Consider the following 12,500-nt stretch of genomic DNA (forward strand, 5'->3'; position numbering starts at 1 on the left):
ATTAAAACTCTCGACGAGCACACTTCAGTTCTGCAGAACATACCACTTCGCCGTCAACTTTTGCTACACCGCTAAATGCAGCAATGCCGCGACGTTCTTTCAGAAATTCTACCTCAATAACCAATTGGTCGCCCGGAACCACTGGTTTACGGAATTTCGCGCCGTCTACGCTTGCAAAGTAGTACAGTTCATTTTCTGTTGGTGCACCAAATGATTTAAATGCAAGTAAGCCTGTTGCCTGAGCCATTGCTTCTAAAATCAAAACACCTGGGAATACTGGTAGTTGAGGAAAGTGACCTGTGAACTGAGGTTCGTTAACCGACACGTTTTTAATCGCGTGAAGGTACTTCTCTTCTTGGAAGTCTATCACTCGGTCGATCAATAAGAATGGGTAGCGATGAGGTAGTAGCTCTTGAATTTCAGAGATGTTCATCGTTTTCTTTTCAGTAGTCAAAGTCGTCTTCCTATATCAATTTTTTGCCGCCAAGATGGCAAACGTGGCAACAGGTCGTAAAGCCGAATCGCTTTGCAATATACTAGCAAAATACGCACCATCTTGGAGTTAAATCTACTTAGAGCGCGTCATTATAGAAGAAAAAGACCCGCATTTCGCGAGTCTTCGTACAGAATATGGAACTAGAGCCTGTTAGCTTTCACGTTAAATACAGAGCGAAAGATAACTTGTTCTAAATTTCTTCTTTCTGTTCCAGCTGTTTTTCAACCGCTTTCAGGCGCTTATTCATCTCATCAATACGGTGAACTCGAGTTGCAGTTTTACGCCACTCTCTGTTCGTTTGTAGTGGAATACCTGATGAGTAAAGGCCTTTTTCTTCGATACTGCGCATTACCATGCCCATACCTGTAATCGCCACACCATCTGCGATAGTGATATGGCCATTCAGAACAGACGCGCCGCCAATCTGGCAGTACTTACCAATTTTTGTACTGCCCGCGACAATAGTACCACCAGGCATCACGGTACCATATCCGATCTGCACGTTGTGCGCGATTTGAAGTTGGTTATCCAGAATGACATTGTCTTCAATGATAGTATCTTCGAGTGCACCGCGGTCAATCGTAGTACAAGCACCAATCTCAACGCGGTTACCGATACGCACTGAACCAAGCTGAGGGATTTTGATCCACTCGCCTTTGTCATTAGCGTAACCAAAACCATCAGAGCCAATGACGGTACCCGATTGAACGAGACAGTCATCACCCAATGACACTTCATGGTAGATAGTGACATTAGCCCAAAGCTTGGTGTTATTCCCTAGCTTGGCGTTCTTACCGATAAAACAACCAGCGCCAACGCTTACGTTATCGCCGAGTTCTACGCCCGTTTCAATCACAGCGTTAGCGCCGATTGTAACGTTCTCACCCATCTTAACGTCAGCGGCAATCACAGCACTTGGTGCAATATCGTCTGCCGGTTTTGGTGTGGTATCCATCGCTTGAACCACACGAGCAAATGCGACATAAGGGTCTGAAACCACTAGCGCATTTCCAACGCATTGATCTTTATGCTCAACCTTTACCATAACAACGGTAGCTTGGCACTCAGAAAGGTGTTTTGCGTATTTTGGGTTAGACAAGAAGGTTACGTCACCTTCTTGTGCTTTATCCATTGGAGCAACACGGCTTACAACGAGAGACTCGTCACCAAACAGCTCCCCCCCGGTAATTGTCGCCAATTCGGCTAATGTTAATGTCTTCATAACTTCTTATTTTAGAGCTTTAATTACGTCTTCAGAGATATTGTATTCTGGCTTGCCGTACTGCAAAGCAGAGATATCAATCACAAGATCGTAACCATTTTTGTCTGCGACTTTCTTAACTGCATCTTGAATCGTTTTGAAAAGCTTCGCTTTTTCTTCAGCTTCACGACGCGCACTTGCTTTTTCAAGTGCTTGTGCTTTCACTTTGTACTCGCTGTCTAGCTTCGCGATATCGATACGTAGCTTTTCAACTTCGTCTTGACCCAAAAGCTCGCCGTCACGTTGTAGCTTTTCGATCTTTGTTTTAGCTTGTGCTTGGATTGACTTCAGTTCATCAGCTTTGCTTTTGAAGTCTTTCTGCATTTTTTGTAGTACAACTTCACGTTGAGGAAGAGCTTGGAAAACTTGAGCTGTATTTACGTAAGCAATTTTCTGTGCAGCTTCTGCCGCATTTGCAAACATTGAAGAGCTCAGTACAAGAAGGCCAATCCCAGCCGCTTTGATCATTTTATTCAAAATATTTTCCTCTTTAGAAAGTTCTACCGATAGTGAATGTGAAGAACTCTTCATCATCGCCATCAAATTTCTTAATTGGTTTCGCTAGTGAGAAGACTAGTGGCCCCATTGGAGACATCCACTGCAACGCCGCACCGTAAGAAGAGCGGTAGTTGGTTGGATCTGAGTAATCGTAGTAGTAACGGTCACCATATTCCGCACCTGAATCGCGGTAGTCAAACTCCGTATCCCAAACACTTGCCATATCAAAGAAGATACTGGTACGAATTTGGTTTTGTACTTCTTCTGATGCAAATGGTGTTGGGACAATCAACTCAACACTTGCTAGCGCTACGGCGTTACCACCAACAGAGTCATCTGTTGCTGTATCTGCGCCATTGTTTGAACCAGATGTATCACGGTAAACCGCTTTAGGACCAACAGAGTTTGAGCCAAAGCCACGAAGCGATGTAAAGCCACCTGCGTAGTAGTTTTCGTAGAATGGGAACAAGTTATCGTTACCATCCGTTTGACCGTAACCATTACCGTAACCTAAGCGGCCACGGAACAAGAGGGTAAACTCGTGCTTTTTAGTCAATGGCACATACTGACGAACATCGTACTGCATTTTGAAATATTGAACGTCAGAGCCAGGTACGGTCATTTTATAGAATGCACGTTGATGGTTACCTGCTGTTGGGAAATAGCCACGGTTTAAGTTATTACGTGTCCAAGAGATATTGAAGTCGAAGTCGTTTGTGTTCAACGCTCCACTAGAATCAATGTTGTCTGCTTGTGCTCGTAAGAACTGCTCTACCTGCAAGTAAGGCGATAAGTTACCGATCTTGTTGTGCGTATAACCGACACCGAATTCAAAACGGTTCAACTCATCGAATGGGAAGCCCCACGTTAAGCTCGCGCCATAGCTTTCGTTGGTATAGTCAACGATATTGGCTTCTTTCGCTTCAAATTCGTTATAGAAAACCTTACCACCCAAGCTTACACCGTCTAAGTTCCAGTACGGATCACGGTAATCAAGACTGATGTTTTTCTGGTAGTCATTCATCATCGCGTTGATACCAACACGGTTACCACTACCAATGAAGTTATCTTGTTGCAGGCCAACCTGGAAGCTCACACCCGATTCTGTACCGTAGCCAACACCGAAGTTAACGCTACCAGAGTTCGCTTCTTTGACAGAGTAAACTAGGTCGACTTGATCATCACTACCTGGCACTCGAACGGTTTGTACTTCAACGTTTTCAAAGTAGCCCAAACGGTTTAGACGAGTTTTACCCGTTTCAATCGATTTCGAGTTTAACCAACTGCCTTCCATCTGACGCATTTCACGACGAAGTACTTCATCTTTGGTTGAGTTGTTACCCGTGAAGCGGATATCACGAACGTAAATTCGGTTACCTGGATCGACGTTAACGACCAAAGAAACTTCTTGATTCTCATCGTCAAACTCAGGAATGGTATTCACTTGAGGATAAGCGTAGCCGGACTCACCAAGCACACGTTTAATACCCTCTTCCATTGAAGTGACCAACGAGCCGTTGTACGTCTCATTGTCTTCAAATGGTACAAGTCGTTCGAACGTCGCTTCCTCACCAATCAAATCACCACGGAACTTTACGTCCTTGACGGTATAAACCTCTCCCTCTTCTAAGCCAAGAGTAATGTATACCCCTTTCTTGTCAGGAGAGATTGCAACTTGTGTCGAATCAACGTTAAATTTTAAGTAACCACGATCCAGGTAGAATGATTTGAGTGCTTCAATATCACCTGCAAGGACTTGCTTTTGATACTTTTCATCAGAAAGGAAATTCCACCACGGCACATCAACATTTAAGTTAAAGCGCGAAAGCAGCTCTTCATCACTGAACACTTCATTACCGATAAAGTTGATTTGCTGAATTTTTGCCGACACGCCTTCAGTAAAGACAAACTTTAGGTCAGAACGGTTACGTGGCAGTGGAGTCACCACAGCTTTTACTGTGGCGTTGTATTTACCTACGCTGTAGTAAAAGTCTTCTAAGCCTTTTTCAATGTTGCTTAGCGTGGTGCGGTCAAGCGCTTCGCCTTCACGAACACCAGATGCGTTCAGGTTTTCTTGTAGCTGCTCGTCCTTGATTGCTTTGTTACCAGAAAATGAGATGCTGGCAATGGTAGGACGCTCTTTGACTTGAACCATCAGAACGCCGCCGTCACGTAACACTTTCACATCTTCAAAGTTACCAGATGCATACAGTGCACGGATAATCTCTGCAACATCGCCTTGGCCAATGGTATCACCGACACGTACAGGCATTTTCAACAACGCAGCACCCAGTGCTACACGCTGCAATCCATCGATTTCAATATCTTGAACTACGAAGTTCTCTGCTCCATTTGCAGATACACTGGTCGCCAGTAAACTTGCAAATAGAATTCGCTTAATCGCCATACTTGTTCTAATTATTCCTTGCTACTGCTTTTGTCTCTGAACTATCACAGACGAGTAAAATCATTAAATAGCGCTAACGCCATGAGCGAGAAGATGATCGCACCACCAATTCTAAAGCCCATTTCCTGCACTCTCTCAGGAACGGGACGTCGAATGACTGCTTCAATTGCAAAAAATAACAAATGACCGCCATCCAACATTGGTAAAGGAACGAGATTAATAATACCTAGGTTAACACTAATTAGAGCGAGAAAACCTAAAAAGTAGACCAAGCCATAATCAGCCGTCGCACCTGCGCCTTTGGCTATTGATATTGGACCACTCAGATTATTCAGACCAACGTCACCAACAATCAGTTTCTTAAGCATGCTGATTGTCAAGCCAATGACTTGGCCGGTTTTGTCTACCGCCTTACCTACTGACTCGAATACACCAAACTGAAGGTCGAAGCGATAACTTTCTGGCCATTCTGCGACTTTAGGTGCAATACCTGCAAAACCAACGACTTCTTTGTTAGCTAGCTCACGGCCACCAGGCGTCAGCGTTAATGTTTGCTCATAGCCCTGACGCAATACCGTTAATTCAATCGGTGTATCAGGATTAGAACGAACCGCTTCAACCACTTGCTTCCATTCGGTCACGCGTTGTTGACCAATTGCGACAACCTCATCACCTGGAAGCACACCGGCTTTTTCCGCCGCTCCACCTTGCGAGACCTGCTCGATAACGCGATACACCTCCGGTGTATACGGAGCAAAACCTAACGACTGCATCGCTGACTGAGTTTCTGGGTCGAACTTCCACTCACGTAAATCGAGCGTTTTCGTTACTTCTGAACCAACTTCATTCGCTGACGTTAGTGTTACCGTCATCAAATCATCGCCAATATGAGAAATCAATCCCATATTTACCGATTCCCAATCCGGAGTTTTGATACCAGATATCGATTTAAGTTCCATTCCTGATTCAATTCCGGCTTCTGCGACGATCGAATTGGGCGTAACTTCACCAATTACTGGCTTAACTGCTGGGATACCAATAAGAAATACGAGCCAATAGGCGAAAATTGCGAAAAGGAAATTAAAGATAGGGCCTGCCGCAACAATAGACGTTCGCTTCCATAGCGGCTTCTTATCAAACGCTAAATGCTTCTCATGTTCTGGCACCTCATCAACACGGCTATCAACCATTTTTACATAGCCGCCGAGAGGGATCATTGAGATGCTGTACTCCGTTCCGTCTTTGCCTACCTTACTCCAGATAGACTTGCCGAAACCGATTGAAAACTTTTCAACTTTCACGCCGCAACGGCGAGCAACCCAAAAGTGCCCAAACTCGTGCACAGCGACAAGAATGCCCAGTGCGACGATAAAAGAAATGAGATTCCACAATATACCAGTCATCAGCTACGCTCGCGTATGGTTTCTAGGGCAATAGTTCGTGCCATTCTATCTAGCTCTAACAAGCTTTCCAAGCTATTCGCATTCTCAGCTTTGCAGCTTGCATTGATTTTATTCAACACAGACTCATTGATGCGAGCGATATCCGTAAAACCTAGGCTGTTATTTAAAAATGCATCAACAACGACTTCATTCGCTGCATTCAGTGCCGTTGTTGCATGTTGACCTTCATAACAAGCATCAATTGCTAGTTTTAAACATGGGTAACGAGCAAAGTCAGGCTGCAAAAACGTCAATTCGCCAATTTGCGTGAAGTCTAGTGGCTTAACCCCAGCTTCAACTCTTGATGGGTATGACATAGTCAGTGCAATAGGGGTCGCCATATCCGGCTCACCCATTTGTGCCAAAACCGAACCATCGCGGTATTGAACCATTGAATGAATAACAGACTGCGGATGAATAATAACCTTTAGCTGCTCGCGAGCCGCATTAAACAACCATTTAGCTTCGATATACTCTAAGCCTTTGTTCATCATCGTGGCTGAGTCAACGGAAATCTTTGGTCCCATCGACCAGTTTGGATGGGCGATCGCCTGTTCAGGAGTCACCTTTTCCAGTTCTGCGATGTCAGTGTAACGGAAAGGACCACCAGAACCAGTCAGCAAAATATGAGAAATGCCATGTTCTTGTAAACTACAACGACCTAAATTGGTTTGTACTTGCTGTGGTAAGCACTGGAAAATAGCATTGTGTTCACTATCGACGGGAAGTAGCTCCGCACCAAACTCTTCTACGGCATCAATAAATAACTGTCCTGACATTACCAGCGCTTCTTTATTTGCCAACAATACTCGCTTACCAGCTTTCACAGCAGCCATGGTAGGCAGTAGACCAGCCGCTCCGACAATAGCAGCCATCACACTGTCAACTTCGTCCAATGAAGAAATATGGCATAGAGCATCCACACCACCTAATACTTCGGTGTTTGGCGAAACCAAATGTAACTCAGATTGGAGTTGAATTGCTGCGGCTTTGTCCGCCATTACCGCGTATTTAGGTTGCCACTGACGACATAGCCCGATCATCTTTTCAACGTTGGTGCTTGCCGCTAAGGCAACGACAGAAAACAGCTCTGGGTTTTGTTCGACCACTTTAAGCGTGCTTGCACCAATGGATCCAGTAGCACCAAGAATCGTTAACTTTTGCATGTTGTAAGACCGTTAGAAAGCTCAGGAGCGACAATGCCGCTCCTGATAAATTAGAATACGTAGTAAAGAAGAGCAAAAACTGGGAATGCTGCGGTTAGGCTGTCAATACGATCGAGCACACCGCCATGTCCTGGGATAATGTTGCTGCTGTCTTTAATGCCTGAGACACGCTTGAACATACTTTCCACCAGATCGCCGAGCACTGATATAACAACAGTAACCAACGTAATCAACACCATATGGACAGGACTGGAGAACTGAATATCAAACCAATCAGAAAATGCCCACGCCACGATCAATGCCGTGATAATGCCGCCAATAAGCCCTTCAATGGTTTTATTCGGACTGACATGTGGCGCCATTTTACGTTTGCCTAAGCTTTTGCCTGCAAAGTAAGCACCGCTATCTGCAGCCCATACCAAGAAACAAACGTATAACACGAGCTTTGCTCCGTGGTATGGATCTACCGTAATGTCATGAGCTCTAAGAATAACTACACTCCAAAGGAATGGAATTAATGTCAGAAAACCAAACACATGGCGTAAAACAAAATTATTTTGCCAAGATTTCGTCGTTTTGGGATAAGTAATCGCCATTAAGCTAGCAATAATCCACCAAACAAAACCAAGGCCCAGCACAACATAATGAGGCGTTGCTAAATGGTTGAGGCTATGTGCGTCAGGCGAAATATATAGAAAACTAAGTCCGGTAACAATGACTGCCGGAACGAGGGCAGCAAAGCGAGAGTTGCTTCCTGTAAATTGAGTCCACTCCCAAAAACCTAATAGGGTAATTGCAGTTAAAGCGGCAATAAAGCCCATTAGGGGTAATTTAAAAATGCCTAAAATAACCAGGGGAGCTAAAATTAGTGCTGTTATTATTCTCTGTTTCAAACTAACTAGTCCTTATTGAGCTGCCATCAATGCCTTTATTTGTTCCCCTGTACAGCCAAAACGACGCTCTCGATTGATAAACCAAGTTACAGCTTCAACTAAGCTGTCTTCGTCGAATTCCGGCCAATACTCGGGTGTAAAGTACATTTCTGCATAAGCCATTTGCCACAACATAAAGTTGCTGATGCGACACTCTCCACTGGTACGAATCAAAAGATCCACTTCAGGTAAGTCTGCCATGGTCAAATGCTCAGTGATTAGCTGCTCATTGATATCCTCTACACGAATCTCACCGTTACGTGCTTTTAACGCTAACGTTTTGGCCGCTTCTGTGATGTCCCACTTACCGCCATAATTGGCTGCAATGTTTATCACCATCCCCGTGTTACCTGCCGTTAGATTTTCAGCTTCTACAATCTTCTTTTGTAGACGCTCACTAAATCGACTGGTATCACCGATCACGCGCAACCGTAAATTATTTTTGTGTAGTTTTTTTACTTCACTAGACAGGACCGTGATAAACAGTTCCATCAAAAGACCCACTTCTTCCTCCGGACGACGCCAGTTTTCACTACTAAAAGCAAATAGCGTCATGGCTTTAATGCCAAGCTTTGAAGCAGCAGCCACGGTCTTACGAACGGCATTAACGCCTTTTTTGTGACCAAATACGCGAGGTTTTCCTTTGGACTTAGCCCAACGGCCATTACCGTCCATAATGATGGCAATATGCTTAGGAAGGGAATCAGAGAAGGCTTGAGAATTTTGCATAGGGAGTTAATTGAGTTCCATCAGTTGGATAGACTAACATAAAAAAACGCTGAGCTGTGAGCACAGCGTTTTCCAACAGTGATGTGTGTGGGAGTATTAAACTTCCATCAACTCTTTTTCTTTTGCAGCAAGAACTTCATCGATCTTCTTAACTGCAACGTCAGTTAGTTTTTGAATTTCGTCTTGTGCTTTACGATCTTCATCTTCAGAGATTTCTTTATCTTTTAGAAGCGCTTTTAGATCGTTGTTTGCGTCACGACGGATGTTACGAACAGCAACACGACCACCTTCAGCTTCACCACGAACGATCTTAACTAGGTCTTTACGACGTTCTTCCGTTAGCGGTGGAAGTGGAACGCGGATGATAGTGCCAGCTGACATAGGGTTTAGACCAAGGTCAGACGTCATGATCGCTTTTTCTACTTTCGGCGTCAGCTCTTTATCGAAAACCGTGATTGCAAGTGTACGTGCATCTTCAGCAATAACGTTTGCTACTTGGTTTAGAGGTGTTGCTGCACCGTAGTATTCTACAGAAATACCAGATAGTAGGCTTGGGTGTGCACGACCTGTACGAATTTTAGAAAGGTTGTTCTTAAGCGCTTCAACGCTTTTATCCATGCGCTCTTGCGCGTCTTTTTTGATTTCGTTAATCACAGTTTCACCTTAAAAATGTCATCTTTCCTGAAGAAAGCCTAAAACGGTTGAGCAAAGCAAACGCCACCCTAACGCTTTGGGTGGCACCTTGGGACAAGCTTATTCGTTGATGAGCGTGCCTTCTGCTTCGCCCATAACCACGCGACGTAGTGCGCCTGGCTTGTTCATGTTAAATACGCGGATTGGCATTTTGTGGTCACGAGCTAGCGTAAACGCCGCCAAGTCCATCACTTTCAGCTCTTTATCCAGAACTTCTGCGTAAGATAGCTTATCATACAGCTCTGCGTCTGGGTTTGCTACAGGGTCAGCAGTAAATACACCATCAACTTTCGTCGCTTTTAGTACAACATCCGCTTCGATTTCAATACCACGTAGGCAAGCAGCAGAATCCGTTGTAAAGAACGGGTTACCCGTACCAGCAGAGAAGATGACAACACGGCCTTGGCGAAGCTCACGGATCGCATCAGCCCAATTATAGTCGTCACATACGCCTTTTAGAGGTATGGCAGACATAACGCGCGCATTCACGTATGCGCGGTGAAGAGCATCGCGCATCGCTAGGCCATTCATTACTGTAGCAAGCATACCCATGTGGTCACCAACTACGCGGTTCATACCAGCTTCAGCAAGGCCTGCACCACGGAACAAGTTACCGCCACCGATAACTACACCAACCTGAACACCCAGTTCAACCAGTTCTTTCACTTCTTGTGCCATGCGATCAAGGACCGCAGGATCAATACCAAAACCGTCTTCACCTTGAAGAGCTTCACCACTCAGTTTTAATAGAATACGTTGATACGCTGGTTTAGGGTTCGTAGTCATGGAGTTTACCTTCCAAAGAGAGTTGTTGATTAACAGTCATGAATAGACACAAATTCAGTTATGGCTATTCATCACGGCTAATCGTTCACTGCTCATAAAAAGACCGCAGCCAAGGCTACGGTCTAATCTTTATACAGTCTCTAAGGATTAACCTTTTTGAGCTGCAGCAACTTCTTCAGCGAAGCTCATTTCTTCTTTCTTCTCGATACCTTCACCTACTTCTAGGCGAACGAATGTAGAAACTGAAGCGCCTTTTTCTTTCAGCATTTCACCTACAGTTTTCTTAGGTTCCATGATGAAAGCTTGACCTGTTAGAGAGATCTCGCCAGTGAATTTCTTCATGCGGCCAACAACCATCTTCTCAGCGATTTCAGCAGGCTTGCCTTCGTTCATTGCGATTTCAACTTGAACCGCTTTCTCTTTTTCTACTACGTCAGCTGGTACGTCTTCTGGGTTAACGAACTCAGGCTTAGAAGCAGCAACGTGCATTGCAACGTGCTTAAGAGTTTCTGCGTCGCCTTCACCAGCAACAACAACACCGATTTTCTCACCGTGACGGTAAGAAGCAATTGCAGTGCCTTGAACGTATTCTACGCGACGGATAGTGATGTTTTCACCGATTTTAGCTACAAGAGCTACACGTGCGTCTTCGAATTGTGCTTGTAGCTCTTCAACAGTCGCTTTTGAAGCTAGAGCTGCAGCTGCAACTTCTTCTGCGAATGCAGTGAAGTTACCGTCTTTAGCAACGAAGTCAGTTTGGCAGTTAACTTCAAGAAGAACAGCAACGCCGTTTTCTTCTTTGATGATGATTGCGCCTTCAGCTGCAACGTTACCAGCTTTCTTAGCTGCTTTCGCTGCGCCAGATTTACGCATGTTTTCAATTGCTAGTTCGATGTCAGCGTTTGCTTCTACAAGCGCTTTCTTACATTCCATCATGCCAGCGCCAGTACGCTCGCGAAGTTCTTTAACTAGAGCAGCAGTTACAGTTGCCATTCTGTATTCCTCGTTTGATTCGAAATAAGGTAAAAAACAGGGGCCTAACATTGTCGGCCCCCATTGCTAACTATAACTTAGTTTATGCTACACAAAGGTTTCACATAGACCAAGTGTGACACAGAGCCGCTATTATTCAGCTTCTACGAAACCGTCTTTTTCAGCAACTGCAGCTACGTCTTTGTTACGACCTTCAGATACTGCTGAAGCAGCAGCGTTCAGGTATAGCTGTACAGCGCGGATCGCGTCGTCGTTACCTGGGATTACGTAGTCAACGCCGTCTGGGTTAGAGTTAGTATCTACCACAGCGTATACTGGAATACCTAGGTTGTTAGCTTCTTTAATTGCAATGTGTTCGTGATCAGCGTCGATTACGAATAGAGCGTCTGGTAGGCCGCCCATGTCTTTGATACCACCAAGAGATTTCTCTAGCTTCTCCATTTCGCGAGTACGCATTAGAGCTTCTTTCTTAGTTAGTTTGTCAAAAGTACCGTCTTGAGATTGAGTCTCTAGATCTTTTAGACGCTTGATAGACTGACGAACTGTTTTGTAGTTTGTAAGCATACCGCCTAACCAGCGGTTGTTTACGTAAAACTGGTTGCTTGCGATTGCAGCTTCTTTAACAGCTTCAGATGCAGCGCGCTTAGTACCTACGAATAGAACTTTACCTTTCTTCTCGCCAACTTTAGCTAGTTCAGCTAGAGCGTCGTTGAACATTGGTACAGTTTTTTCTAGGTTGATGATATGAACTTTGTTACGAGCGCCAAAGATGAATGGCTTCATTTTTGGGTTCCAGTAACGAGTCTGGTGACCGAAGTGAACACCAGCTTTTAGCATATCGCGCATTGATACAGTTGCCATTTTAAATTCCTCTATGGGGTTAGGCCTCCACATTCCCCATAACTCCGACCAAGCTTCTGCTCAGCACCCCGGAATATGTGACGGAATGTGTGTGATTTAAAGATAAAAGGTTATTCGGATGAAGCTTGCTTCGCCGCTTAGCTTTGCTAAACGAAGAGAACAGTCCTCTATTCCGGCGCGCTTTATACCATATTTTAGCTCACTGTGGCTAGTAAAAATTATTTCTTCACCGTGCC

12 protein-coding genes are annotated in these 12,500 nt (G+C 44.7%); all 12 read right to left on the bottom strand.

Annotated elements, in window-relative coordinates:
* Position 1: 1 nt before the first annotated feature.
* Positions 2 to 454, bottom strand: coding sequence for a 3-hydroxyacyl-ACP dehydratase FabZ (fabZ, locus tag NB463_RS01030; RefSeq protein WP_005380349.1), 453 nt, complete (start codon positions 452 to 454; stop codon positions 2 to 4).
* A 232-nt stretch (positions 455 to 686) separates the two neighbouring features.
* Positions 687 to 1,718 (bottom strand): UDP-3-O-(3-hydroxymyristoyl)glucosamine N-acyltransferase, encoded by a 1,032-nt coding sequence (lpxD, locus tag NB463_RS01035; protein ID WP_053809797.1) that lies wholly within the window; start codon positions 1,716 to 1,718, stop codon positions 687 to 689.
* Between the two features lie 6 nt (positions 1,719 to 1,724).
* Entirely contained in the window at positions 1,725 to 2,234 is a 510-nt protein-coding gene (locus tag NB463_RS01040) for an OmpH family outer membrane protein (RefSeq protein ID WP_005391804.1), read from the bottom strand.
* A 13-nt stretch (positions 2,235 to 2,247) separates the two neighbouring features.
* The gene (gene bamA, locus NB463_RS01045) at positions 2,248 to 4,662 is read right to left on the bottom strand and encodes an outer membrane protein assembly factor BamA (RefSeq protein ID WP_005391802.1); all 2,415 of its coding nucleotides are present in this window, start codon (positions 4,660 to 4,662) and stop codon (positions 2,248 to 2,250) included.
* Positions 4,663 to 4,706: 44 nt separating this feature from the next.
* Entirely contained in the window at positions 4,707 to 6,065 is a 1,359-nt protein-coding gene (gene rseP, locus NB463_RS01050) for a sigma E protease regulator RseP (protein ID WP_258431107.1), read from the bottom strand.
* Positions 6,065 to 7,270 carry a 1-deoxy-D-xylulose-5-phosphate reductoisomerase gene (gene ispC / locus NB463_RS01055; RefSeq protein WP_258431108.1) on the bottom strand — a complete coding sequence of 402 codons (1,206 nt, stop codon included), beginning with the start codon at positions 7,268 to 7,270 and terminating at the stop codon, positions 6,065 to 6,067. The genes rseP and ispC overlap by 1 nt, the downstream gene beginning before the upstream one ends.
* Positions 7,271 to 7,320: 50 nt before the next feature.
* Positions 7,321 to 8,163 (bottom strand): phosphatidate cytidylyltransferase, encoded by an 843-nt coding sequence (locus NB463_RS01060; protein WP_257888778.1) that lies wholly within the window; start codon positions 8,161 to 8,163, stop codon positions 7,321 to 7,323.
* A gap of 12 nt (positions 8,164 to 8,175) precedes the next feature.
* Positions 8,176 to 8,931, bottom strand: a complete 756-nt coding sequence (locus NB463_RS01065) for an isoprenyl transferase (protein ID WP_006741661.1) — start codon at positions 8,929 to 8,931, stop codon at positions 8,176 to 8,178.
* Between the two features lie 96 nt (positions 8,932 to 9,027).
* Positions 9,028 to 9,585, bottom strand: a complete 558-nt coding sequence (gene frr, locus NB463_RS01070) for a ribosome recycling factor (RefSeq protein ID WP_005380330.1) — start codon at positions 9,583 to 9,585, stop codon at positions 9,028 to 9,030.
* Positions 9,586 to 9,684: 99 nt separating this feature from the next.
* Complete coding sequence (gene pyrH / locus NB463_RS01075; RefSeq protein ID WP_005380329.1) at positions 9,685 to 10,410, bottom strand: UMP kinase; 726 nt, start codon at positions 10,408 to 10,410, stop codon at positions 9,685 to 9,687.
* A 147-nt stretch (positions 10,411 to 10,557) separates the two neighbouring features.
* On the bottom strand, positions 10,558 to 11,403 hold the full coding sequence (tsf, locus tag NB463_RS01080; RefSeq protein ID WP_012841502.1) for a translation elongation factor Ts: 846 nt from the start codon (positions 11,401 to 11,403) through the stop codon (positions 10,558 to 10,560).
* Positions 11,404 to 11,535: 132 nt separating this feature from the next.
* Positions 11,536 to 12,264: a 30S ribosomal protein S2 gene (gene rpsB, locus NB463_RS01085; RefSeq protein ID WP_012841501.1), complete on the bottom strand. Its 729-nt coding sequence runs from the start codon at positions 12,262 to 12,264 to the stop codon at positions 11,536 to 11,538.
* Between the last annotated feature and the right edge of the window lie 236 nt (positions 12,265 to 12,500).

It is taken from the genome of Vibrio sp. RM-41-2B (assembly GCF_024744415.1).
In the GTDB taxonomy this organism is placed as follows: domain Bacteria; phylum Pseudomonadota; class Gammaproteobacteria; order Enterobacterales; family Vibrionaceae; genus Vibrio; species Vibrio diabolicus.

Bases quoted from the DNA above. Each gene is read 5' to 3' on its own strand.
- lpxD (WP_053809797.1), bottom strand. From the start codon at position 1,718: ATGAAGACATTAACATTAGCCGAATTGGCGACAATTACCGGGGGGGAG.
- bamA (WP_005391802.1), bottom strand. From the start codon at position 4,662: ATGGCGATTAAGCGAATTCTATTTGCAAGTTTACTGGCGACCAGTGTA.
- rseP (WP_258431107.1), bottom strand. From the start codon at position 6,065: ATGACTGGTATATTGTGGAATCTCATTTCTTTTATCGTCGCACTGGGC.
- ispC (WP_258431108.1), bottom strand. From the start codon at position 7,270: ATGCAAAAGTTAACGATTCTTGGTGCTACTGGATCCATTGGTGCAAGC.
- NB463_RS01065 (WP_006741661.1), bottom strand. From the start codon at position 8,931: ATGCAAAATTCTCAAGCCTTCTCTGATTCCCTTCCTAAGCATATTGCC.
- pyrH (WP_005380329.1), bottom strand. From the start codon at position 10,410: ATGACTACGAACCCTAAACCAGCGTATCAACGTATTCTATTAAAACTG.
- tsf (WP_012841502.1), bottom strand. From the start codon at position 11,403: ATGGCAACTGTAACTGCTGCTCTAGTTAAAGAACTTCGCGAGCGTACT.
- rpsB (WP_012841501.1), bottom strand. From the start codon at position 12,264: ATGGCAACTGTATCAATGCGCGATATGCTAAAAGCTGGTGTTCACTTC.